We start from the raw sequence: 22,106 nt of genomic DNA on the forward strand, positions 1-22,106 counted from the left end.
AGCCATGATCAAACTCTTCAATCAAAGTTTTTTCGCTCAAAGTAAATACTGAAATTATTACTGTTAAAACAGTGTGTCACTCCAGTCCACTTAAGCTAATTTTTTTCGCTTAGTGCTCTGTGAGTGCTCACACAGATTGCTTGATAAATTGTTAAAGAGCGTTGCTTCTTGCGAAGCGAGGTGCGCATTCTACGCCATCCTCGGTGACTGTCAACCGCTTTTTTCAATCTTTTCCGAAGAAGTTTCCTAAGGAAAGTTTGAAGCGTTTAACCGTCGCTAATAAAGCCTCAGGCCTTACCAACCCTGACCGCTTGCTGCTGCGCTATTGCGTGCTGCCCGCCGTGTCAGTGGAGTCGCATTATAGGGATCCGAGTTTTTAGCGCAAGTGTTTTTTGAATAAAAACGTAAAAATGTGACTTTATGGCGAAAAAAGGCACGAAGAGCTTATTATTCATACTTTAAATGCCGATTGAAGGCCGAAATGAGCTAATTTGGACACTACAATTAGATACTGTGATATCTGTTTATCTTAACTTCGACATCGGTATTCACTATTGGCTTTCTTGGCGACGCTCATCCATTAGTCTTAAATTTCCTTTCTGATACAGTGCAACACTTTGTATTCAACGAGGGATAACGTAAGCTGGGAGCCAATCGTAATGGCAACAATGAGTGGAGATTGCAATGACCATTAAATCCTTTTCAGGCTATAGCCCGATTCTCGGCAAAGAAGTCTGGGTCGATCCTAGCGCTGTTCTATATGGTGAGATCAAACTTGGTGATGACGTAAGTATCTGGCCCTTGGTCGCCGCTCGAGGTGATGTGAACCATATTCATATAGGTGCTCGCTCGAATATACAGGATGGCAGTGTTTTACATGTCACCCGAAAAACTGAGAACCCACCCGATGGTTTCCCTCTACTCATCGGAGAAGATGTCACAGTAGGCCATAAAGCAATGTTACATGGTTGTACTATTGGTAATCGAGTATTAGTTGGGATGGGTGCCATCGTATTAGATGGGGTCGTAGTAGAAGACGAGGTAATGATCGGTGCCGGCAGTTTAGTCCCGCCAAATAAACGTTTAAGCTCTGGTTATCTTTATATAGGAAGTCCAGCCAAACAAGCTCGCCCACTAAGTGAAAAAGAAAAGGCTTTTTTAAGCGAATCCGCACAAAACTACGTACGCTTAAAACAGCAATATCTTGAGAATTAAACTTAACTGCTCCTAAGCTTGGGAGACGTTGCATGATTGTACACAGCGAACAATCCCGAGCTCAGGCTAAATAACAAGGTCGCCGTTGGGTTCGAAATCTTCTTGTTGTAGTTTCTGCTCTAACAGATCTTCAATATCAAACTGAACACTGTGATAAGCCTCCAACATTTTCGCATCATTATTCAAGGGTAAACCGACCAAGTGCTCTAAAGTACTTTTACGCACCGCGCACATTATCTTCGCCCCCATCACTTGAGCCGTAAACTCTACTCGCTGATTGACAGACTGCCAGTGCTGGTCGTCACCAATAATAATTGCTTGATTCATAAATCGCTTACTCCTAGTGACACTTGTTTTGTTTTATCGATTTGTTTTAAAGTGTTGTCATTGTTAACACAAACTGCAAGTGAATATTAAATGATTACATGGCAATGGTTGAGCTTCGAACAATTAACTAATCAGCAACTCTATCAGGTGCTGGAGCTCAGAGAGTCGGTGTTTGTGGTCGAACAAAATTGTCCCTATCAAGACGCCGATGGCAAAGATCCGGAAGCTTGGCACCTATTGGGCAGCACCCGCCAGCAACAGTTACTTTGTTATGCTCGAGTATTTGAGCCTAGCCCATTAACGGCTAGTATTGGCCGAGTGGTCATCGCAGCCTCTGCCCGAGGGGACGGCCTAGGGCAGCAATTGATGCAACAAGCGATTGATTTTTGTCAGCAGCGTTGGCCACAAGCGCAGATTGCTATTTCGGCGCAACGCTATTTGGAAGATTTCTATCAAAAACTTGGTTTTGAAATCTGTAGCGAACCCTATCTAGAAGATGATATTCCTCACATCGGTATGCAATTTAGCGCAACCGCTTAGTCGTTTTTCTTCTTGGTTCTCACCTATCGTTGACTAACAACTTAAATTTCGTCTAAGTTCACGTAATACTTGGCGTGCTCCAGGTCGGATACCACGCCAAATAACAAAACTCTCGGCGGCTTGTCCCACTAGCATGCCTAAACCGTCCACCACCTTAGCTGCGCCATGGCGAATCGCCCAAGCATTAAATGCAGTCATTTGCGCAGAATAAGTCATGTCATAACACAACAGTTTGGAATGAATGAGCTCAGCGCTTACCGCTGGTAGCTCTCCAGCAAGACCCGCTGAGGTTGAATTAATGATAATATCAAACTTCCCACTGAGCTGCTCAAATGAGCAAGCACGAACTTCACCAAACTCCGCAAAGCGCTGCGCCAAAGTTTCAGCCTTACTCAAAGTACGGTTAGCAATAAGCACTTCATTGGGTTGCTCTAACAGCAAGGGATGTAGCACGCCACGCGCCGCTCCACCTGCGCCTAACAATAAGATGCGTTTATATTTGAGCTCACCGAAGTTGGACAGTAAATCTGCCACCAAGCCCGCGCCATCGGTATTATCTCCCAAAATCACACCATCGTCGGTCCGCTTGAGGGTATTCACCGCGCCCGCTAATAAGGCTCGTTGGGAATATTGCTCAGCCGCTTGATAAGCTTGCTCCTTAAAAGGGGCGGTGATATTGCAACCTTTACCGCCATCTAACCAAAATTGCTGAAGCGCGACGGCAAAACCATCAAGGGCTGGTTCAATCGCCTTATAAACCAGAGCTTGCTGAGTTTGTTGAGCAAATAAAGTATGAATGAAGGGAGATTTTGACTGACGGATTGGATTGCCAAATACTGCGTATAAATCCATGTTGAACGCTACTTAAAGAAAACATAATTGCACCTTAACAAGGCTACACAGAAATGCCAAAGTGCAATGGTTTAAAATAACAAAAAAAGCAGCTTACGCTGCATTATTTTAGTCTTCACCGTCTAGATCGGCAGTGCTAACATCCTCCACATCATCATCGCCATCGTCACTATCTACCACTCTAGCCTGAGCTTTCGGTGGATTACTGACTAAACCATGAAAGGCTTTACGCCCAGTAAGCTTTTTATACTTCAACCATAGTTTTTGCTCTGCTGTTTCCGGCTCAGCTTCGCTACGACATACCGCGATAAAGGCTTGTTCAACTTCGTCTTGTGGTTCCCGAAGAGACTCATCCAACTCTTTGAAAGCGTAACCACAACGCTCTAACAACTCAGCTTCTTTAATGGTAAAAGCACCACTACGAGAAAAACCACGGCGAAAATGTTTATCATCTGAAAATCGACGTTTTGCTAAAAACGATCCATTCATAGCTTAAAATCCAACTAATAAAAAAATCATTAAAGTTAACTTGATGGGGACCACCCAACAGTTAAAATAATTAATCTAAAGTCGGCATTCTTGCAAGAATTTAAATCATTTTTTTAAGATAAATTATGCTTTTAGTCTGAGCCAATCTCTGGCAACCAAATAACGTTGGTATAATTGCTGTTCAGCACTCCCCGGCGAAGGCTGCCAGTTGTAACGCCATCGAACCAAAGGCGGTAAAGACATCAAAATGGATTCAGTACGGCCCCCCGATTGCAAGCCAAACAAAGTGCCACGATCATAGACTAAGTTAAACTCAACATAGCGTCCCCGTCGATACAGCTGGAAATCTCGTTGTTGTTCAGTAAACGGAAGCGCTTTACGACGCTCAACTATCGGCAAATAAGCCTTGAGAAATCCTTCGCCGACCGCTCGAGTAAAAGCAAAACTTTGCTCAAAGCTGGGAGTATTTAAGTCATCAAAAAACAAACCGCCAATTCCACGTGTTTCATTTCGATGTTTCAAAAAGAAATAACGGTCACACCAAGCCTTATATTTCGGATAAACATCATCCCCAAAGGGTTGGCACAAATCCGCCGCTGTTTGGTGCCAGCTAATACAGTCTTCATCGAAACCATAGTAAGGCGTTAAATCAAAACCACCACCAAACCACCAGATCGGCGCCTCGCCCTCTTTTTCAGCAACAAAAAAGCGTACGTTGGCATGAGATGTGGGCAACATGGGGTTGTTCGGGTGAATGACTAACGAAACCCCCATCGCCTCAAAGTGTCGACCCGCCAGTTCTGGCCGCTGGGCAGTGGCCGAAGCTGGCATTTGTTGCCCACAAACATGAGAAAAGTTAACGCCTGCTTGCTCAAACACCGCACCGTCACTCAATACGCGAGTTCGACCCTCCCCCGTTAAGCCTTGATGTTCAGCTGGATCGCGTTGCCAATCATCGTGAAGGAAAACAGCCTCACCATCTTGCAACTCTAATTGTTGACATATAGTTTGTTGTAGTTGCAGCAGAAACTGACGTACCGCTTCAATATTCACATCTTGCATCGTACTTCCTTACACGAGTCCTAAGGGCGTAACAGCGCACCAGTTTTAATGTCTAAAATTTGGCTCGTTTGTTCAGCACCGCCTAAGGCACCATCTAAGACCAAATCAACACCTTGTAAATGAGCCGCATTAACCGCTGTTAAGGCAGGAGGTTCACCACTATAGTTGGCTGAAGTTGAGACCAGAGGCTTGCCCCATTGCTGGCATAAGCTTTCAACCACTGGATGACGAGTTATCCGCACCGCGACCGTATTAAATTGTCCACAGATCCAAGCAGGTGTCTTGTCCGATACCGGGACCAACCAAGTCGTAGGGCGAGCCTGTCGGCTTAACAACTTCTGCCGCTGTGACGAGCTTAGCCCTGCGTAGTCAATATAGGGTAACAAAGGCGCTAAGCTAGCAGCCAACAAAATAAGGCCCTTCTCAACAGGTCGACACTTAATCTCTAAAATTTTCTGTACTGCGACTTGATTATCGGGATCGCACCCCAAACCAAACACCGCTTCGGTAGGATAAGCAATCACAGCGCCTTGCTGTAGGGCGAGCACAGCTTGGTTGACATCGAAACTGATGGCTGCTGGAAGTAGGGGTTCTGTTGTCATTACTCTTTTACTTTCACTAGGCTATGAATTAATAAAAATTGTAAGGCGGCGCAAACCACCACCGAAGGCCCTGCTGGGGTATCTTGATACCAAGATAAACATAAGCCAAACAGCACTGAAATCGCCCCAAACAAGATAGCTAAGAGCGCCATTTGCTCGGGAGAGCGACTTAAACGTCTTGCCGTAGCAGCCGGAATCAACAACAAAGAGCTAATAATTAGAGCACCAACGATCTTCATCGCAATGGCAATGACCAACGCTAACAACAGCAATAATAAAGCCCGCATTAATCCGATATTAACACCTTCTACTTCAGCTATTTGCTCATTCACCGTCGCCGACAATAAGTTGTTCCACTGACTGAGTAACAGCGCAAGAACTAACGCGCCGCCACCCCAAATCCATAATAAATCTTGGTGGGTGACCGCAAGCAAATCACCGAACAAATAGGCCATTAAATCGACTCGCACATTATCCATCAAAGCCACCACGACTAAGCCCAAAGATAATGCCGAATGCGCCATAATACCCAGCAAAGTATCACTGGCGAGTTGCTTGTAGCGCTGCAAGGATAATAAGATAATCGCCAATGTCACTCCGCTAATCACCACCGCGAAGACCGGATTAATCTGCAACCATAGACCTAAAGCCAAACCCAACAGAGAAGCATGCGCTAAAGTATCACCAAAATAAGCAAGTCTGCGCCACACCATAAACGAGCCTAAAGGGCCTGCTAATACCGCAATACCTAAGCCTGCGAGCAGGGCATTAATTAAAAAATCGTCCATGGTTTAACTATTCTCTTCGGTCGATGCGTGGTGCTGATGATCTTGTTCATCACACACATGATGATGAGTATAAACGGCCAATTGCTGGCGTTCATTGTGGGCAAATAAGCGGGCAAACTCGGGATGTTGAGCGACACTTTCCGGCTCTCCATGACAACAAACATGGTGATTTAAGCAAATCACATGGTCAGTTCCGGCCATCACTAAATGTAGATCATGCGACACCAGCAATACACCACAGTTAATTTGTTGTGCGATATCAGCAATCAACTGATAGAGTTCAATTTGCCCACTAATATCAACCCCTTGTACGGGTTCATCCAATACCAACAATTGTGGTTCGCCTAACAGCGCGCGCGCCAACAATACCCGTTGTAACTCACCGCCCGACAAACGAACAATTTGTCGGGTCAACAAACCATCAATACCCAACTGTCGAATGACTCGACTCAAATCTTGTTTAGAATAATGTCGAGCCAATTTTAAAAAGCGCTCAACCGTTAACGGAAAGGATTCATCAAGATTAATCTTTTGCGGTACATACCCAATGCGCAACTTAGTCGCTTTAGTTATATTGCCAGAATCGGCCCGCAACAAACCTAAAATCACTTTCACCAGCGTACTTTTACCGGCGCCATTTGGACCAATCAGCGTCGTAATCTGGCCGCGATTGAGCTCCAGCGAGACATGATCTAATACCAGCCGCTGATCAAAACTAACGCATACATTGCTTAATGAAAGTAAGGTGGTCAATACCAAAATCCTATGATTAAATCTAACGTAAAACCCCAATGGGGTTTCATCAAGGGCGCGCTATTCTACACTAGATGTTACACTATCGTATTATTTTACTAAATCATCTCGAATAGCCTACATGCGTAAACTGATCTTTGCTTTATTGTTAATCGCCACGCCCACATGGGCAACCAACGCGAATATTTTAGTCAGTATTAAACCCTTGCAACTATTGATTAGTAGCCTGACCGAAGGCGAACAGACAGTAGAGTATTTAATTAGCCCTAACGTGTCACCACATGACTACGCATTACGTCCCTCGGATGTAAGACGGATCCGTCAAGCCGACTTAGTGATATGGGTGGGCGACGAACTGGAACCTTTCTTAAGTAAACCGCTAAGCCAGACCCAACGTGCTCAACTGGCATTACTTGAACTAAAGGATTTACAACTAATTAGTGGTGAAAAGGCCCACCAACAGCATCAACACGCGGAACATCACCATGAGGTTGACCCACATATTTGGCTTGGCCCCGCCGAAAGTCGCGTCATAGCAAAAGCAATAACTGAACAACTGATCAAATTCAATCCTGAGCAACGTATCCATCTACAGCAGCAATTACAGCGCTTTAACCAACGCTTAGATCAGCTCAACAAGAAAATTGACCAGCAGCTAAGGCCCGTCAAGCAACAGGGTTACTTTGTGTTTCACGATGGCTACAGTTACTTCGAGCGACAGTTTAAATTAAACCGTTTAGGAGAGTTCACCATTAACCCACAACGTAGACCCGGTGCCAAAACGCTACAATACATACGCCAAAATCTAGAGCAAGGTTCAGCTCAGTGTATTTTTGCCGAGCCGCAATTTGATGGTGCGCTACTGCATACTATTAGCGAAGATAGCGGTGCAAAGATCGGCCTGTTGGATCCCTTAGGCATCGCCGTTGTACCAAACGCTCAGAGCTACTTTCAATTACTGCAAAATATGGCCGATGCATACCGCAATTGCTTAAGCAGCGAACAAGCGTAATTTACCAGCATCAAAAAGGAGTCTCGGCTCCTTTTTGATTCAAATCGTTATTTATATCACTCGAGAAAACTGCTGGCGCCGTGCCTGACTGCGGAAGTAGACATCAAAACACATACAAATATTTCGAATTAATAAGCGCCCCTTATCGGTAACGACTAAGATTTGTCCATTTAGCTGTACTAAATCATCATCCAAAAATCCCTGCAATAACTTCAAGTCTTCTGCAAAATACTGCTCAAACTTCAAATCAAACAGTCGCTCAATCTCAGCAAAATCCAATTTAAAATTACAAATCAGTTTTTTAATCAACTCGCGACGGATCAAATCATCTTGCGTCAAAGCAATACCTTTCCACTGAGCATGGCCTAAACGATCCATTTGAGCGTAGTAAGTCTTCAACTCTTTTTGATTTTGGCTGTAAGCATCCCCTAACATTGAAATCGAAGAAACGCCTAAACCCAATAAATCAGCTTCGCCTTGGGTCGTATAACCTTGAAAGTTACGATGTAAATTACCTTTGCTCTGAGCGATTGCCAGCTCATCATCAGGCTTGGCAAAATGATCCATTCCAATAAATTGATAACCATGCTTTACAAGAAACTCAATACTGTCACGTAAAATGCCTAAACGCTCATCACTACTCGGAAGTGCCGTTTCATCGATCTTTCTTTGGGCCGCAAAACGACTCGGCAGATGCGCATAGTTAAATACCGATAAACGGTCGGGATCTAACTCGATCACCCGCGCTAAAGTCTGATTAAAACTGTGGCGAGTCTGATGGGGTAAGCCATAAATTAAATCAATATTAACCGAACGAAAACCAAGCTGTTTAGCACGCGCCACTAAGGCAAAAATAAAACGCTCATCTTGCTCTCGATTCACCGCTTGCTGTACCTGCTTATTGAAGTCTTGCACGCCTAAGCTAATCCGGTTAAAACCTAGTTCAGCGAGTAAATCAATGGTCGACAGTTCGATTTCCCGAGGATCAACTTCAATGCTAATTTCAGCGTCTTCAGCAAATTGAAACTGTTTATGTAAGATGGCCGTCAAGCGTTTCAGTTGTTCAGCTTGAAGATAGGTCGGCGTACCTCCTCCCCAATGCATTTGACTCACCAAACGCTGTTGGAAACGTGGTGCGCGTAGCAAAATCTCTTGCTCTAAATAATCGAGATAAATATCAGCCTTATGCTGGTGGCGAGTAATCAGCTTATTACAACCACAGTAATAACAAAGCTTATGGCAGAACGGGATATGTAAATAGAGTGATAAATTTCGATTTGGAAACTTTTCGCAGGCAATATTAAACTGTGCCTCTGCGAAGTCTTCACTAAACTCTAAGGCCGTAGGATAAGAGGTATAACGCGGCCCAGAATAATTATACTTTTCAATGAGTGACTGATCCCAGTCAACACCTAATATGGCCATCCGATCTTCTCCTAGAGCGTATCTATGTTAAGTTGGGCGATTACTTTAGCTTCTTGTAAGATCTGTTGCTCTAAAGCTTGTTCGTGAGCTTCGCGATGCTGATCTTGACGTTTGCGCTGCGGCAAAGGTAAGCGATTTCGAGCCTCATGAGTGGGTAACTCATTGATCGCATCATACAATTGAAACACCGCAGGAAAGCGCTGCGACCAATCGATCAGCTTAGGCGTTTGCAGCGCCACTAACAGATTACACAGACGAATTACGCCTTCCGATAAGCCACAGCGTTGCTGCTGCATCGCGATTGCAATATAACTAATATCGCTCAATAAGCGTTGGTTGCGTTTGACAACGGCTTGTTTAATCACTTTATTTTGACCAAATAAACGTCCAACCAACAAAGCGGCATACACCGCCAAGGCCACAATAATAAGCGCCGCAATCAGCAACAGCCAAAACATCGTTGTTAATCCTTATATTGATCCAAGGACGCGCTATTTAGCGAACGCCATAACTGCTCATCTTCGTCTAAAGCGTCCGCCTCTTCGGCATCTTCAACCAGACCCAATTCGGCCAATAATTCAGCATGGCGAGCCAGCTGTAAATCAAGCCACTGCTGATCTTGTTTACTAATACTCCCCCCCTCATCCAAGATATCGATGAGGCTTTCTAAGCGGGGATCCGCTTCTAAGTTTGCCAATTCTTTTTCTGGGCTTAAAACCACTTTTTTCTTGGTAGGTTTCGCGGCCGGCTTACGCGCCTGAGGAGCCTCAACACCTAAGGCGACTGGCGTCTTACTGCCAAGCCGTGCGTCTTGCTTTTCGACCGCTTGACTTTGATGACTGCTCGCCTCAGCGATCTGCTGACGACTCCCAGAAGCCTTACCCTTACCAATGGTGACCCGATCGGGAACAGCCACACGCTTAGCTTTAAAGTCAGGATCTTTACGCATCCCAATTAAGCCGCCTTTACGATTTTTTTTACCTCTAGCCATCTTCTTTACCTTTTAAACGGTCTGAAATAGGGCCACATCTGGGCCGACTATTTGCAATTGAAACTGATAGTGTTCCGCCAACCAGCACAACGTATTATCACTATAAAACGCAAGGTGCGTGGGATCATTCTTGTAATGCCACTGCGGGAACACCTCGGTTCCCCAATGACGTTTTGTCATTACCGCTAACAATCCCGGTTTATCCACTAACGACAGCAGTTGTTTCCAAGCACTTGCTGGAAAATTGAAATGTTCAACAACTTCGGTACAGGTCACAAAGCGATAACGTTGCTGTAAATACTGTGCCTCTGGATAGTATATAGGATCATAGTTGAGTAAGTGATGACCCGCCTGCGCCAACAATAACGATAGAGCCGGACCCGGCCCACAGCCAAAATCTAGCCCGACGGCCGAGTCATCTAAGGCCGCAATGACTGGCTCACTCACTCGCCGCAAAAAAGATAAATATCCAGCATCCTGAGGATCGTTATGATGCAAGTCATACTGAGCTTTTTCCGCCAAAGGACTTAAGTGATCATTAGGATCGACAAAAATGAGATCACAACGTGAGCAATGCCAATATTGGCGGCGTTTATCACGATAAAAATCGTTCGCAGAAACAGCACTGCAGAGTGGACATTTCACCGCTTAACACCTCGCCTATTTTTTAGGGGCGCAAGTGTAACACTTAGAATTAAGATGGCGAATAATAAATCAGGAAGAACGGAGTAGCGCCAGCTACTCCTTGTGGGATTAGTGCAAACCACCCAGATATTGCGACAAAATTTCGATATCTTTATCCGTCAGTTTGGCTGCGATATCACGCATCATACCATTCGGGTCGTTATTACGCGTACCACTTCGGAAACTTTCTAACTGGGTCTTCAAGTAAGTCGCATATTGTGATGAGATACGCGGAAACTTAGCTAAGTCATGACCAACACCACGAGGACCGTGACAGGCCGTACAGGCTGTAATACCACGCTCCAAATCACCTCCCATATATAGCTTTTTACCAGCATCCACATATTCTGGAGCTGTGGTATTGGGGCTCATCGGCTGGCTCGAGAAATAAGCGGCCAAATCTTGCATATCTTGCTCGGAAAGCGGCATCGCCATACCACCCATCACCGGGTTACTACGCCCTTCTCCACCAGTTGCCGCAGCCTTAAAGTTTTCTAACTGCTTCACAATGTATCCAGCGTGCTGGCCTTCTAATTTGGGGTAGCCTAAGGCCTCGCCCTGATCATTATGACAAGCTTTACAGGTCGCAGCCTTTTGCTCCCCAGCCGTAGCATCTCCCTTTGCCCATACCGGACTGGCTACACCCGCCACTAACATTAACACTAAGGTAAGTTTTTTCATGACATTCCATTTATTAGTATTATTCCAAACCACACACACTGGCGCCCGTGATACACTTAGCTAGCCCAGTAACGGCATATTTTACACAATTTTACCAAAAACGTAATGTATTACCCCAAATTCCTGTGAGAGCTTAACTTAACCATGGCGCAATATCATTTTCAAAACACCCACTTCATTACCAGCGCTCCTAACATTCAGGCAATGCCTGAGGACAGCGGAATTGAAATCGCCTTTGCTGGCCGCTCCAATGCGGGAAAATCCAGTGCGCTGAATGCCCTCTCCCGACAAAAAAGCTTAGCCCGAACCAGTAAAACCCCAGGGCGAACCCAACTCATCAATGTATTTGAACTGAGTGAAGGCGTTCGTTTAATCGATTTACCTGGCTATGGATTTGCCCAAGTGCCCGAAGAAGTGAAGAGACAATGGCAAAAATCTTTGTCTGAGTATTTGCAAGAACGGCAAAGCCTGAAAGGGATCGTGGTATTAATGGATATTCGCCATCCCTTCAAAGATACCGACCGCAGCTTAATACAATGGGCAGTTGAGTCTAACATTCCGGTACTCGCACTCTTAACCAAATCGGACAAACTCAAACAAGGTGCACGCAAAACAGCGGTATTACAAGGCCGAGCACTCGCAGCAGAGTTTGGTGGAGAGGTGCGTGTGGAAGCTTTTTCTTCTCTGAAAAAACAGGGTCTAGATTTACTGCAAAACAGCCTAGTGACTTGGTTCGACCAACATAGCCAAGAACAAGCCGAATAAAAATACTCAGGCACCTTTATTGACGCTTCAGTAGGGTTCGTCTTATACCCAACAATCAGATACGAGATAGGCCAATAGCTCTAAGACTGGCGGCCTATCTTCATTTATTCGCGACGAACAAGCAGCCAGCAAAAATCTACAGCATCAAATTTCGCTCAAAAAAAAAGCCCCATCATCTGATGAGGCATACTAAGAAAAGAATTCTTAAAAACTGAAAGCACTATTCCAATTGCATAAATTAAGACTGCGCCAAAAATAATAAGTTCACACTAATTCATAAAAACTTTCCATTTCTTTCTTTTTAACCCTCTGAGTAGCCAGAGATAAACATCCATTTGTCGCCAATACATCACAACGACCACTTAATTTTATAAATCAGCAGTTTCATGCCATCAGCAAAAACTCAAGCAAATATGTAATTTAGCAACGAATAATAAGGAATTTATAAACAAACAATGGGAATAAAAGAATAAATGGTAAAAATCTGGGGTCGGTTCACGTTTTAGATAAAAAAACGCCTCGACATAAACTGTCGAGGCGGCAAAATAGCCTTTTTCAACTACGTGAAATAAAGGTCTGAAAGATAGAACATCTTACCTCTGTACCCTACGACTCTTACTCTAGAGCAATACCGCCGAAAAATAAAGCACTTTTTGTAATGAAATTTCACATTTACACAAATAGAAGTGATTTAATTACCTGAAAACGTTTTCTGAATTACAAAAATCAATGCCGCCAAATTTCAAAAAAAAGGAGGCCTAGGCCTCCTTGATCAAATATTTCTATAATTTAGTGTGCTTCATCCCAATTATCCCCCACCCCCGCTTCGGCAATCAAAGGTAAGTCGAGGGTCACCGCCTGCTCCATTAACTGGGTTAACTTCGGAACGACCCGCTCCAATTCACTTTCTAGAACCTCGAATACCAATTCATCATGAACCTGCATCAACATTTTGCAATGTTCGCTCGCTTGAGTTGTTAACCACTGGGCGACCGCTATCATTGCCTTTTTAATAATGTCAGCGGCGGTGCCTTGCATCGGTGCATTCACAGCGGCTCGCTCAGCAGCCTTCTTACGCATACCGTTACGCGAGTTAATTTCAGGCAGGTATAAACGTCGACCAAATAGGGTTTCGACATAACCATGCGCTTGGCAGAAATCACGGGTGGTATCCATATAGACCAGTACTCCAGGATAACGCTCGAAATAGCGGTCCATATAAGCTTGCGCATCACCGCGAGCAATCCCGAGCTGCTTGGCGAGGCCAAAAGCACTCATGCCATAAATCAACCCAAAATTAATTGCTTTAGCACTGCGTCGTTCATCGGCGCTGACCGATTCCAAAGCCTTACCGAAAACTTCGGCCGCAGTCGCCCGGTGAATATCTTCGCCGGCAGCAAAGGCCTTGAGTAAACCTTTATCTTGAGAAAGATGGGCCATAATTCGCAGCTCAATTTGCGAATAATCGATAGCCACCAGCTTATAACCCTCGGCAGGGATAAAGGCCTGACGAACTTTACGCCCCTCTTCATGACGGATCGGAATATTCTGTAAATTAGGATCGGTGGATGAGAAGCGTCCAGTGGCTGTTACTGCTTGATGATAAGAAGTGTGCACACGACCGGTACTTGGTTCCACCATTTTTGGCAATTTGTCGGTGTAAGTTGACTTCAATTTAGACAAGCTACGATATTCCAAAATAACCTTGGGTAGTGCATAGTCCAGCGCCAGTTCCTGCAATACCTCTTCGGCGGTTGAGGGCGCACCTTTAGGGGTTTTCTTCACCACCGGTAACTGCATCTTGTCGAATAGGATGGTTTGTAATTGCTTCGGAGACCCTAGATTAAACGCTTCCCCAGCCAAGTCATGAGCCTGCTTTTCGAGACTATCAATGCGCGCAGCCAGTGATAAACTGTGCTTGGCCAAAAGCGCGCTATCAATCCGCACCCCTTGCCGCTCGGTTTGTGAAAGAATCGACACCAGGGGAACTTCCACTTCCTCAAACAACTGCTTCAACTTTGGTAACTGCTCTAACTGGGGCCATAAAGCCTGATGCAGACGCAAGGTAATATCGGCATCTTCGGCGGCATAGGGAGCAGCTACATCTAATTCAATCTGGTTGAAGGTTAGTTGTTTGGCACCTTTACCAGCAATATCTTCAAACTTAATGGTTTTATGCTGCAAGTATTGCAACGATAAGGAGTCCATATCGTGGCGAGTAATGGTGCTGTTGAGCACATAGGATTCCAACATCGTGTCGAACCGGATCCCCTGTAAATTGATGTCGTAGCGGGCCAAGACACTGGCATCATATTTTAAATTTTGCCCAACTTTAGATTTATTGGGATCTTCCAATAAAGGTTTTAACTGGGCCAATACCCAACCACGATCCAATTGCGCCGGTGCATCTAAGTAGTCGTGGGCCAAAGGTAAATATGCAGCACAGCCTGCTTCCACCGCAAACGATAAACCAACCAGTTCTGCCTGCATATAATTGAGTGAGGTCGTCTCGGTATCAAGCGAAATCAGCTCGGCCTGTTCCAGCTTGCTCAGCCAATCACTAAACTGCTGTTCACTGAGAATGGTTTGATAATCCCCAGTAAGAGGCTGTACCACCGCTTGGTTTGCCACATCACTCGCTTGAGCCCCCCCAGAGCCAGCACTGTCTTTATCTAAAACTTCACTAAGCCAACGTTTAAATTCTAGCTGGCCAAATAGAGCAATCAGCGCATCTTTATCTTCCGGGCTGCGACTCATATCATCCATGCTGAAGCCAACCTCAACATCGCACTTAATGGTTGCCAATAAATAAGATAAACGCGCCTCTTCAGCATGCTCGCGCAGTTTTTTGGGCATGCTTTTAGAGCCCCTAAAACCTAAGGGGGCCACCGCGTCTGGGTCGGCTAACAAAGCTTCGACACCGCCAATGCCTTGTAACATGGCCAGCGCGGTTTTCTCGCCAACCCCAGGTAAACCGGGAATGTTATCGACTTTATCGCCCATCAGCGCCAAATAGTCGATAATGAGCTCTGGCGCGACCCCAAATTTTTCAATCACTCCCTCTCGATCCATCACAGTATCAGTCATGGTATTAATCAGAGTGATATTTTGATCGACCAGCTGAGCCATATCTTTATCACCGGTACTAATCAATACGGCTTTGTTTTCAGCGGAGGCCTGTTTGGCTAAGGTTCCAATGACATCGTCTGCTTCCACCCCAGAAATCGCCAAAAGAGGCAAACCCATAGCTTTAATCACCGCATGTAAAGGCTCAATTTGGCTACGTAAATCGTCAGGCATTGATGGGCGATTTGCTTTATAGTCGCTATAGATCTCATCGCGAAAAGTCTTACCCTTAGCGTCAAAAACCACCACGATGTGTTCAGGCTGAAACTGCCTCAGCAAGCTACGCAGCATATTAATCACACCATAGACCGCGCCGGTTGCTTCACCTTTAGAATTCGTCAGATGAGGGGGTGAATAATATGCACGGTACAAATAAGAAGAGCCATCTACTAATACCAGAGGCTGCTCAGGGAGGGTCGCCATAAGCTTGATCCATAGTTCAATTTTTAATTGCGCACGATGATGCCACAGCCACCTAAAATGCACCAGAGCTAAGCCCTTAGCCAGAGAATAAATTGTGGATAAGTCTGTTGACAAACAGCAATAATTCTCTCGCAAAAATAGAAGCAAGATAAAGGCTATAGAAATAAACCACTATTAACAACAGGTTATGTAAAAACAAACAGGAAGATCTGGAGCGGTGAATACTTTTCCTAATGTGGAAAACATCATTCCATGACGCTGTTTTTGCAAACTGACTGAGCAATAATTAAACAAGCTAAGCTAGGCAGGTGGGTAAATATAGAAGATTACTCTCGGGCAAACCTTGGATTAGATCACAATTTGACCAGCTAAAAATATTATTTTTTTAAGTTAAGTTGGCATGCTCTAAGGCGACCAATAATGGTGCGCAACTTGCGGGAAATTGCAATAAATTGGCGCACTCAAACCAACAACTGTCACTCAAAAGATCATAGCGCCACCACCACAATTGCTGTTCAAGATAAAACCCTAGTACTTGCCAATCGGCACCCTGTTCGTTAAACGACTCAGCCCATCCATGCTGTTCAATAAATTGACGAGCAAAAGCCATGAAGTTCTGCTCAGTTAGCTGATGTTGCAGATTAATCGCACCATGTTCACTCAGTATCTGGTATGCCTTGATCAACTGCTGCATGAGATTTCCAGACACTTGCCCCAATGTGGTGGCGGGGCTGCAAAACGCTCGGCGTTTTTCTGAGGATTAAAGGGTTGGCTTAAGATTTGATGCAGCGTTTGCAACTCCGAATAATCTCCAGCTTCGGCAGCTGTGATCGCTTGTTGCGCGAGATAATTACGCAATACATATAAAGGCACATGTTGTTGGATAGCCTCACAGCGCTGTGCTTCGTCTCGCTCCGCCTCGGCGCAGCGCGCCCGATAAGTCGCTAACCAAGCTTGCCAAGGTTCGCCTAGTAAAGTTGGCAACTCGGCCATCGGTTGGGCTAAACTGCGTAAACTGGAATGATAATCCAAACCTTGCTGCGCCATTAAACTGAGCACACCGGAAAGCAAAGATTCGTCTTGATCTTGCCACTGTGACAATCCCAACTTATTGAGCATAAATATCTGATAATGTTGATTAATTACTCGCTGATAACGTAACCACAGAGCCTCACTTTGGTGACTGGGAACATAATCCGACAAGGCTTGAGCTAAACGCTGCAAGTTCCACAAGCCTACCGCAGGCTGCTGATCGAAGGCATAACGGCCATGATGATCACTGTGATTACAAATATGCCGCGGATTAAAATCATCCAGAAAACCGTAAGGACCATAATCGATGGTTAAACCCAAGATCGACATGTTATCGGTATTCATCACGCCATGGCAAAAACCTTCAGCCTGCCATTTAGCGATCATTAGAGCAGTGCTATCAACCACCTGCTGCAACATCGCCAACACTGGATTAGACTGCTTTAAACAATCACTAAAATAATGCTCTAAACAAAAGTCGATCAGCCGTTTGAGTAGGCCGGATTGCTGCTGATAATAAAGGTATTCAAAATGACCAAAGCGAATATGACTAGGCGCGAAGCGCAGCAACATAGCTTCTTTTTCCAAACGCTCTCGGCGCACTTTGCCTCCACCAACTCCGAGGCTTAGCGCTCGGGTGGTGGCGATCCCCAAGGCCGCCATGGCTTCACTGGCCAAAAACTCGCGGATACTGGAACGCAATACCGCTTTGCCATCACCTTGTCGTGAGAAAGGGGTTAAACCCGAGCCCTTCAGTTGCAGCTCCCAGTGCTCTCCCTGTGGCGTTTTCAGTTCACCCAATAATAAAGCGCGACCATCACCCAATTGTGGAGAATACCCCCCGAACTGATGGCCCGCATACACCGTAGAAACCGGGTCCATCCCGTCAACCAGTAATTGTCCTGCCGTTAATCCCAAACCCTGTTCACTAGCCATAAAGTTCGCATCCAAAGCTAACAACTGGCAACTCTGTTGACTAACGATCACCATCTCTGGCTCACTCAAAGCTGTTGGCTGTTGCTGATGGCATAGCTCGGGAAGCGCTTGGGCAAAGCGATTTACAAACTCCATATAGCTCCTTCTCTATGACTTTGCACGGACTTACCCCGGCTGGTATTGGCCAATCAGCGCTAAGAATTGATGGCCATAGCGCTCCAATTTTTTTAAGCCTACACCACTGATGCTTAACATCTCATGCTGTGTCTGCGGCAGACGCTGGGCCATTTCGATCAAAGTCGCATCATTAAACACCACAAACGGCGGTACCGATTCTTGATCGGCTAAACGCTTTCTTAAATTACGTAACAAAGCGAACAAACGTTTATCATAAACCCCATAAGCCGCATTTTTTTTACTTTGTTTGGTGGTATTTAGGCGCGGAACCGCCAAAGATAAGCCTTGCTCCCCCTTTAAAAAGGGTCGAGCGGCTTCGGTCAATTGCAGTACCGAACTACGAGCAATATTTTGCTGTAACAAACCGAGATGGATCAGTTGGCGCAAGACACTCATCCAATGTTCATGCCCAGACTGTTTACCAATCCCATGAGTCGAAAGCTTATCATGACCCTGCTCTAAAACACGTTGGCTCATGCTACCACGTAACACTTCGATAACATAACCAATCCCAAAGCGCTGACCCAAACGATACACACAGGAAAGCGCCTTCTGCGCATCTTCTAAGCCATCATATTGTTTCGGCGGATCGAGACAAATATCGCAGTTACCACAAGGCTTGGCTAAGTACTCACCAAAATAATTGAGTAATACCTGGCGACGACAAGTTTGCGCCTCGGCAAAAGCCACAATAGCGTTAAACTTGTGACTCTCTACTCGGCGTTGCTGTTCATTGTCGTTTTCTTCTATCATCCGCCGCACCCAATTGGCATCAGCCGGATCGTATAAAAACACCGCTTCAGCTTCGGTACCATCACGCCCCGCACGACCAGTTTCCTGATAATAAGCTTCAATATTACGTGGGATGTCGTAATGAAATACATAACGTACATTGGGCTTATCAATCCCCATACCAAAGGCAACCGTGGCCACCACGACTTCTAATTCGTCACGTTGGAATTGCTCTTGCACCAGCTGACGCTGCTCGATTGGCAAACCGGCATGATAAGCCGCACAACGTAAACCCTCAGCGCCGAGTTTGAGAGCCAACTCTTCCACCCGTTTGCGGCTACTACAGTAGACAATGCCGCTGTCTTCTCGGCGACGTTTCACATAATCACTCAACTGCTGCCAGGGGCGATACTTTTCCTGCAAGGTATAACGAATATTCGGTCGGTCGAAGCTGGAAATATGCGTGAAAGCCTCAGTCAAATTCAAACGCTGCAAAATATCTAAACGAGTCGTATCGTCGGCGGTCGCGGTTAAAGCCACGACCGGCACATTTGGAAAACTTTCCTTTAAGCAACCCAGCGCACTGTATTCCGGCCTAAAATCATGCCCCCATTGGGAAATGCAATGGGCTTCATCGATGGCAAACATGGCTAAAGACCATTGCTGCAGGCGTTCAATGAAGTCACCATTAATCAAACGCTCGGGTGAAATATATAGTAGCTTCAACTCACCCTGTTGTAAGCGGCGATAAATCTCATATTGTTGCTCTCGGGCTAAACTGGAGTTTAGATAAGCCGCATTTACCCCATTGTGCAACAAGCTATCAACCTGATCCTTCATCAAGGAAATCAAAGGGGAAATCACCACGGTTAAACCCGGTTTCACTAAGGCAGGTATTTGATAACACAATGACTTACCACCACCGGTGGGCATAATAGCTAAGCAATCTCGATGATTCAGCAAACGCTCGATCACCGCCGCTTGTCCGGCTCTAAATTCGGCAAAACCAAACACATCTTGTAGAATTTTTTGAGCGCGTTGCATGAAAGGTAAGGATCCCTAAATTCAGTCGAGAAACAATCAGTCGGTCATTGTAATCAAGCCTAAGGGTCTTGTCTTGGTTTGCCTTTATTCTTTTAAAGCTTTACAGTATTCAAACGTGCGTTTAAATTCTCTAGGACGGATCATGAGCAGCTCTCGACAACATAAATGGCGACAAGCGATAGCCGACACTTTCATCAATCGGATGCCATTTAATCAACTGCTTGGAATTGAATTACTCGAATACAGCGCCACTGGCGTGAAACTTAAATTACCCATGTCCCCCAAATTGGTCGGTAATCCCATTCATGGCATTTTACATGGCGGGGTCACCGCGACTATTTTAGATGTTGCCGGAGGAATGACGGCTGCGGCTGCAGCACTGGAACGTCTCGCCGACTTAAGCAGTCAACAACTCTCGGAGCAACTAAGTAAAACCGGCACCATCGATCTGCGCATCGATTACCTACGTCCTGGTGTCGGCGAACTATTTTACGCATCGGCAGAAGTGATCCGCTCAGGGAATAAAGTCACGGTCACCCGTATGGAATTACATAATCAACTCGGCACCCATATCGCCTTTGGTACTGGCACCTATATGGTTGGTTAAATAAAGAAAACACTCTAAGAAACTGATATTCCGATTTCGGTGAGCGGTAGTTGTTCTGTTCACCCTACGCGATAGTGTCACTGTGATTACACGGCTTTTATTTCCACCAAGATTGATCGATAAAAATTCACCGCCATGACAAAATATTGATAATTATTCAGTTCACTTCGCTGAATTTTCTCAGTTGGAGCTATACTGTAACTAAGGATAGACTTCATAAGGTGGGCTAGAATAGCGATGAGTGCGGTAAGTTGTTCTCCAAAGTTGATCACTTTACTGGAAGCTGTTTTACAAACAGCACTGCAGCAGGCCCGCACGCTCAATATTGATGACTTAGCACAATGGAGCGAGCATGAGCTAAATGGCTATGGTGATTTCGCTCATTTCCCTGATTACCGCATCGTAGAATGCAAACAATTTGGCATATTCGAAAAAGCGCAACAAAGCTTACAACACTTTGAACAGATCCATGACGACTGTCTGAATGAACGGGATCGCTGTCGATTACGCTATTTACACATTCAACCAGCACTCAGCCAGTGTTTAAACAATCAAGAAGAAACCCAGCGAGCTTGGCCAACTCTGATACTCGCGAATTATGCGGAAGGCATTATCCCTGGTTACCGTTGTGTAAGAGCTTGGCAAAGCTATCACAAGCCCTTACAGGAGCGGCTGATCAATGGTGTCCTCGGCCATTTGTTGCACCTAATCCAATTGAGCGACTGTCCTGAACAAAAACCACTGTTAAATGAGATTAAACAATTATGTGAACAAGAGAATAACTTACGAGATACATGGCAAAAATTGTATACCGACTGCCACGCACCTTCGACAATACAAGGCGATTAAATGACTGAATGCAAAAGCTACCATTGAAAATATGGTGACCAACCTAAGCCCCTGCTACACTAACTTGCCTTTTCTCTTGTTTACCTAATTTTATGCCAATTCAATCCACTAAACATGGTGTTATGTTTGCGCTTGGCGCTTACATCATGTGGGGCATTGCACCCGTCTATTTTAAGAGCCTTACCGAAGTACCCGCCTACGAAATCTTAGCTCATCGGATTATTTGGTCTTGCCTATTTGTCGCCTTATTGCTCACTTTTAGTAAGCAGTGGCGGGCAGTAAGAGCAGTACTCAAACATCCTAAACAGCTTTCGATCTTAGCACTCACTTCGCTGTTAATTGGCGGAAACTGGCTAATTTTCATTTGGTCGATCAATAATAATCGGATGTTAGATGCAAGCTTGGGCTATTACATTAACCCGCTATTTAATGTGCTGCTGGGCATGCTATTTTTGGGCGAGCGTTTTCGCAGCGCTCAGTGGGTGGCGATCGTATTGGCACTCATTGGGGTGTTGATCCAGCTGCTGAGTTACGGCTCACTACCGTGGATAGCATTGAGCCTTGCCATAAGCTTTAGTATTTATGGCTTATTACGTAAACAAATTAACCTAGCAGCACTGCCGGGTCTGTTTGTCGAAACTTTGTGGTTAGTGCCGTTGGCACTGACTTACTTATTTATTCTTGCTGACTCCAGCACGAGCCATTTTACCAACAACAGCATCACACTAAATGTGCTGTTACTCAGCGCAGGTGTGGTCACCACACTACCACTACTGTGCTTTGTGGCAGCCGCGACTCGGCTGCGCTTGTCCACCATCGGCTTCTTTCAGTATATCGGTCCCTCATTGATGTTTATCCTAGCGACCAGTATTTATGAGGAACCATTAGAACCGATGAAACTATTAACTTTTAGCTTTATTTGGCTAGGTTTAGCAATTTTCACTTGGGACGCATTGCGCCAACGCCGTAGACCCAAAACGGCCACTTAGCTTGT

At 45.3% G+C, this 22,106-nt stretch carries 23 protein-coding genes and 1 rRNA gene (1 of these 24 only partly in view); 7 read left to right on the forward strand and 17 right to left on the reverse strand.

The annotated features are described in order from the left end of the window. Window positions 1-24, reverse strand: a 16S ribosomal RNA gene (locus ACRRSX_RS21870) (it extends 1,519 nt beyond the left edge of the window). A 660-nt stretch (window positions 25-684) separates the two neighbouring features. Between ACRRSX_RS21870 and ACRRSX_RS21875 the strand changes: the two genes are divergently transcribed. After that, entirely contained in the window at window positions 685-1,215 is a 531-nt protein-coding gene (locus ACRRSX_RS21875) for a gamma carbonic anhydrase family protein (RefSeq protein WP_432455484.1), read from the forward strand. A gap of 66 nt (window positions 1,216-1,281) precedes the next feature. On the opposite strand, the gene ACRRSX_RS21880 is transcribed toward ACRRSX_RS21875, so the two are convergent. Continuing rightward, window positions 1,282-1,542, reverse strand: a complete 261-nt coding sequence (locus ACRRSX_RS21880; RefSeq protein ID WP_432455483.1) for a DUF1488 domain-containing protein — start codon at window positions 1,540-1,542, stop codon at window positions 1,282-1,284. A gap of 90 nt (window positions 1,543-1,632) precedes the next feature. Here ACRRSX_RS21880 and ACRRSX_RS21885 point away from each other — a divergent pair, with 90 nt between their 5' ends. Continuing rightward, window positions 1,633-2,082, forward strand: coding sequence for a GNAT family N-acetyltransferase (locus tag ACRRSX_RS21885; protein ID WP_432455482.1), 450 nt, complete (start codon window positions 1,633-1,635; stop codon window positions 2,080-2,082). Window positions 2,083-2,115: 33 nt separating this feature from the next. On the opposite strand, the gene aroE is transcribed toward ACRRSX_RS21885, so the two are convergent. The 6 genes from aroE to znuC form a co-directional block, all read right to left on the reverse strand. Continuing rightward, the gene (aroE, locus tag ACRRSX_RS21890) at window positions 2,116-2,934 is read right to left on the reverse strand and encodes a shikimate dehydrogenase (RefSeq protein WP_432455481.1); all 819 of its coding nucleotides are present in this window, start codon (window positions 2,932-2,934) and stop codon (window positions 2,116-2,118) included. Window positions 2,935-3,042: 108 nt separating this feature from the next. Next, a complete protein-coding gene (gene maoP, locus ACRRSX_RS21895) occupies window positions 3,043-3,423 on the reverse strand; it encodes a DUF413 domain-containing protein (RefSeq protein ID WP_432455480.1) in 381 nt (126 codons plus the stop codon). 123 nt (window positions 3,424-3,546) lie between these two features. Continuing rightward, a complete protein-coding gene (hemF, locus tag ACRRSX_RS21900; RefSeq protein WP_432455479.1) occupies window positions 3,547-4,485 on the reverse strand; it encodes an oxygen-dependent coproporphyrinogen oxidase in 939 nt (312 codons plus the stop codon). 20 nt (window positions 4,486-4,505) lie between these two features. Next, on the reverse strand, window positions 4,506-5,087 hold the full coding sequence (locus tag ACRRSX_RS21905; protein WP_432455478.1) for a Sua5/YciO/YrdC/YwlC family protein: 582 nt from the start codon (window positions 5,085-5,087) through the stop codon (window positions 4,506-4,508). After that, window positions 5,087-5,875, reverse strand: a complete 789-nt coding sequence (gene znuB, locus ACRRSX_RS21910) for a zinc ABC transporter permease subunit ZnuB (RefSeq protein WP_432455477.1) — start codon at window positions 5,873-5,875, stop codon at window positions 5,087-5,089. Before znuB ends, ACRRSX_RS21905 begins: the two co-directional genes overlap by 1 nt. A 3-nt stretch (window positions 5,876-5,878) precedes the next feature. Then, window positions 5,879-6,628, reverse strand: coding sequence for a zinc ABC transporter ATP-binding protein ZnuC (znuC, locus tag ACRRSX_RS21915; RefSeq protein ID WP_432455476.1), 750 nt, complete (start codon window positions 6,626-6,628; stop codon window positions 5,879-5,881). A gap of 121 nt (window positions 6,629-6,749) precedes the next feature. Between znuC and znuA the strand changes: the two genes are divergently transcribed. Beyond that, on the forward strand, window positions 6,750-7,640 hold the full coding sequence (znuA, locus tag ACRRSX_RS21920) for a zinc ABC transporter substrate-binding protein ZnuA (RefSeq protein WP_432455475.1): 891 nt from the start codon (window positions 6,750-6,752) through the stop codon (window positions 7,638-7,640). 51 nt (window positions 7,641-7,691) lie between these two features. On the opposite strand, the gene hemN is transcribed toward znuA, so the two are convergent. The 5 genes from hemN to ACRRSX_RS21945 all read right to left on the reverse strand — a co-directional run bounded on the left by hemN (window position 7,692) and on the right by ACRRSX_RS21945 (window position 11,421). Next, window positions 7,692-9,065, reverse strand: a complete 1,374-nt coding sequence (hemN, locus tag ACRRSX_RS21925) for an oxygen-independent coproporphyrinogen III oxidase (RefSeq protein WP_432455474.1) — start codon at window positions 9,063-9,065, stop codon at window positions 7,692-7,694. A gap of 11 nt (window positions 9,066-9,076) precedes the next feature. After that, window positions 9,077-9,523 (reverse strand): DUF2489 domain-containing protein, encoded by a 447-nt coding sequence (locus ACRRSX_RS21930; protein WP_432455473.1) that lies wholly within the window; start codon window positions 9,521-9,523, stop codon window positions 9,077-9,079. A gap of 5 nt (window positions 9,524-9,528) precedes the next feature. Further along, entirely contained in the window at window positions 9,529-10,056 is a 528-nt protein-coding gene (gene yihI, locus ACRRSX_RS21935; protein ID WP_432455472.1) for a Der GTPase-activating protein YihI, read from the reverse strand. Between the two features lie 12 nt (window positions 10,057-10,068). Continuing rightward, complete coding sequence (locus ACRRSX_RS21940) at window positions 10,069-10,701, reverse strand: class I SAM-dependent methyltransferase (protein WP_432455471.1); 633 nt, start codon at window positions 10,699-10,701, stop codon at window positions 10,069-10,071. A gap of 108 nt (window positions 10,702-10,809) precedes the next feature. After that, window positions 10,810-11,421 (reverse strand): c-type cytochrome, encoded by a 612-nt coding sequence (locus ACRRSX_RS21945; protein ID WP_432455470.1) that lies wholly within the window; start codon window positions 11,419-11,421, stop codon window positions 10,810-10,812. 144 nt (window positions 11,422-11,565) lie between these two features. Between ACRRSX_RS21945 and yihA the strand changes: the two genes are divergently transcribed. Further along, window positions 11,566-12,186: a ribosome biogenesis GTP-binding protein YihA/YsxC gene (yihA, locus tag ACRRSX_RS21950; protein WP_432455469.1), complete on the forward strand. Its 621-nt coding sequence runs from the start codon at window positions 11,566-11,568 to the stop codon at window positions 12,184-12,186. Window positions 12,187-12,975: 789 nt separating this feature from the next. Here yihA and polA read toward each other — a convergent pair. From polA to recQ, 4 genes are all read right to left on the reverse strand, one after another. Next, a complete protein-coding gene (gene polA, locus ACRRSX_RS21955) occupies window positions 12,976-15,735 on the reverse strand; it encodes a DNA polymerase I (protein WP_432455468.1) in 2,760 nt (919 codons plus the stop codon). Between the two features lie 385 nt (window positions 15,736-16,120). Continuing rightward, complete coding sequence (locus tag ACRRSX_RS21960) at window positions 16,121-16,429, reverse strand: hypothetical protein (RefSeq protein ID WP_432455467.1); 309 nt, start codon at window positions 16,427-16,429, stop codon at window positions 16,121-16,123. Further along, window positions 16,417-17,838 (reverse strand): protein adenylyltransferase SelO, encoded by a 1,422-nt coding sequence (locus ACRRSX_RS21965; RefSeq protein ID WP_432455466.1) that lies wholly within the window; start codon window positions 17,836-17,838, stop codon window positions 16,417-16,419. The genes ACRRSX_RS21960 and ACRRSX_RS21965 overlap by 13 nt, the downstream gene beginning before the upstream one ends. A gap of 30 nt (window positions 17,839-17,868) precedes the next feature. Continuing rightward, complete coding sequence (gene recQ / locus ACRRSX_RS21970) at window positions 17,869-19,656, reverse strand: DNA helicase RecQ (protein ID WP_432455465.1); 1,788 nt, start codon at window positions 19,654-19,656, stop codon at window positions 17,869-17,871. A 142-nt stretch (window positions 19,657-19,798) separates the two neighbouring features. On the opposite strand from recQ, the gene ACRRSX_RS21975 reads away from it, so the two are divergent. From ACRRSX_RS21975 to rarD, 3 genes are all read left to right on the forward strand, one after another. Further along, window positions 19,799-20,263, forward strand: coding sequence for a thioesterase family protein (locus ACRRSX_RS21975; protein WP_432455464.1), 465 nt, complete (start codon window positions 19,799-19,801; stop codon window positions 20,261-20,263). 237 nt (window positions 20,264-20,500) lie between these two features. Further along, window positions 20,501-21,112, forward strand: a complete 612-nt coding sequence (locus tag ACRRSX_RS21980) for an AbiTii domain-containing protein (protein WP_432455463.1) — start codon at window positions 20,501-20,503, stop codon at window positions 21,110-21,112. Between the two features lie 122 nt (window positions 21,113-21,234). Beyond that, the gene (gene rarD, locus ACRRSX_RS21985; RefSeq protein WP_432455462.1) at window positions 21,235-22,101 is read left to right on the forward strand and encodes an EamA family transporter RarD; all 867 of its coding nucleotides are present in this window, start codon (window positions 21,235-21,237) and stop codon (window positions 22,099-22,101) included. The last annotated feature ends 5 nt before the right edge of the window (window positions 22,102-22,106 follow it).

It is taken from the genome of Agarivorans sp. QJM3NY_30, assembly GCF_050870855.2.
In the GTDB taxonomy this organism is placed as follows: domain Bacteria; phylum Pseudomonadota; class Gammaproteobacteria; order Enterobacterales; family Celerinatantimonadaceae; genus Agarivorans.

Bases quoted from the DNA above. Each gene is read 5' to 3' on its own strand.
- ACRRSX_RS21875 (WP_432455484.1), top strand. From the start codon at position 685: ATGACCATTAAATCCTTTTCAGGCTATAGCCCGATTCTCGGCAAAGAA.
- ACRRSX_RS21880 (WP_432455483.1), bottom strand. From the start codon at position 1,542: ATGAATCAAGCAATTATTATTGGTGACGACCAGCACTGGCAGTCTGTC.
- ACRRSX_RS21885 (WP_432455482.1), top strand. From the start codon at position 1,633: ATGATTACATGGCAATGGTTGAGCTTCGAACAATTAACTAATCAGCAA.
- aroE (WP_432455481.1), bottom strand. From the start codon at position 2,934: ATGGATTTATACGCAGTATTTGGCAATCCAATCCGTCAGTCAAAATCT.
- maoP (WP_432455480.1), bottom strand. From the start codon at position 3,423: ATGAATGGATCGTTTTTAGCAAAACGTCGATTTTCAGATGATAAACAT.
- hemF (WP_432455479.1), bottom strand. From the start codon at position 4,485: ATGCAAGATGTGAATATTGAAGCGGTACGTCAGTTTCTGCTGCAACTA.
- ACRRSX_RS21905 (WP_432455478.1), bottom strand. From the start codon at position 5,087: ATGACAACAGAACCCCTACTTCCAGCAGCCATCAGTTTCGATGTCAAC.
- znuB (WP_432455477.1), bottom strand. From the start codon at position 5,875: ATGGACGATTTTTTAATTAATGCCCTGCTCGCAGGCTTAGGTATTGCG.
- znuA (WP_432455475.1), top strand. From the start codon at position 6,750: ATGCGTAAACTGATCTTTGCTTTATTGTTAATCGCCACGCCCACATGG.
- hemN (WP_432455474.1), bottom strand. From the start codon at position 9,065: ATGGCCATATTAGGTGTTGACTGGGATCAGTCACTCATTGAAAAGTAT.
- ACRRSX_RS21930 (WP_432455473.1), bottom strand. From the start codon at position 9,523: ATGTTTTGGCTGTTGCTGATTGCGGCGCTTATTATTGTGGCCTTGGCG.
- yihI (WP_432455472.1), bottom strand. From the start codon at position 10,056: ATGGCTAGAGGTAAAAAAAATCGTAAAGGCGGCTTAATTGGGATGCGT.
- ACRRSX_RS21945 (WP_432455470.1), bottom strand. From the start codon at position 11,421: ATGAAAAAACTTACCTTAGTGTTAATGTTAGTGGCGGGTGTAGCCAGT.
- yihA (WP_432455469.1), top strand. From the start codon at position 11,566: ATGGCGCAATATCATTTTCAAAACACCCACTTCATTACCAGCGCTCCT.
- polA (WP_432455468.1), bottom strand. From the start codon at position 15,735: ATGGCGACCCTCCCTGAGCAGCCTCTGGTATTAGTAGATGGCTCTTCT.
- ACRRSX_RS21960 (WP_432455467.1), bottom strand. From the start codon at position 16,429: ATGCAGCAGTTGATCAAGGCATACCAGATACTGAGTGAACATGGTGCG.
- ACRRSX_RS21965 (WP_432455466.1), bottom strand. From the start codon at position 17,838: ATGGAGTTTGTAAATCGCTTTGCCCAAGCGCTTCCCGAGCTATGCCAT.
- recQ (WP_432455465.1), bottom strand. From the start codon at position 19,656: ATGCAACGCGCTCAAAAAATTCTACAAGATGTGTTTGGTTTTGCCGAA.
- ACRRSX_RS21975 (WP_432455464.1), top strand. From the start codon at position 19,799: ATGAGCAGCTCTCGACAACATAAATGGCGACAAGCGATAGCCGACACT.
- ACRRSX_RS21980 (WP_432455463.1), top strand. From the start codon at position 20,501: ATGAGTGCGGTAAGTTGTTCTCCAAAGTTGATCACTTTACTGGAAGCT.
- rarD (WP_432455462.1), top strand. From the start codon at position 21,235: ATGTTTGCGCTTGGCGCTTACATCATGTGGGGCATTGCACCCGTCTAT.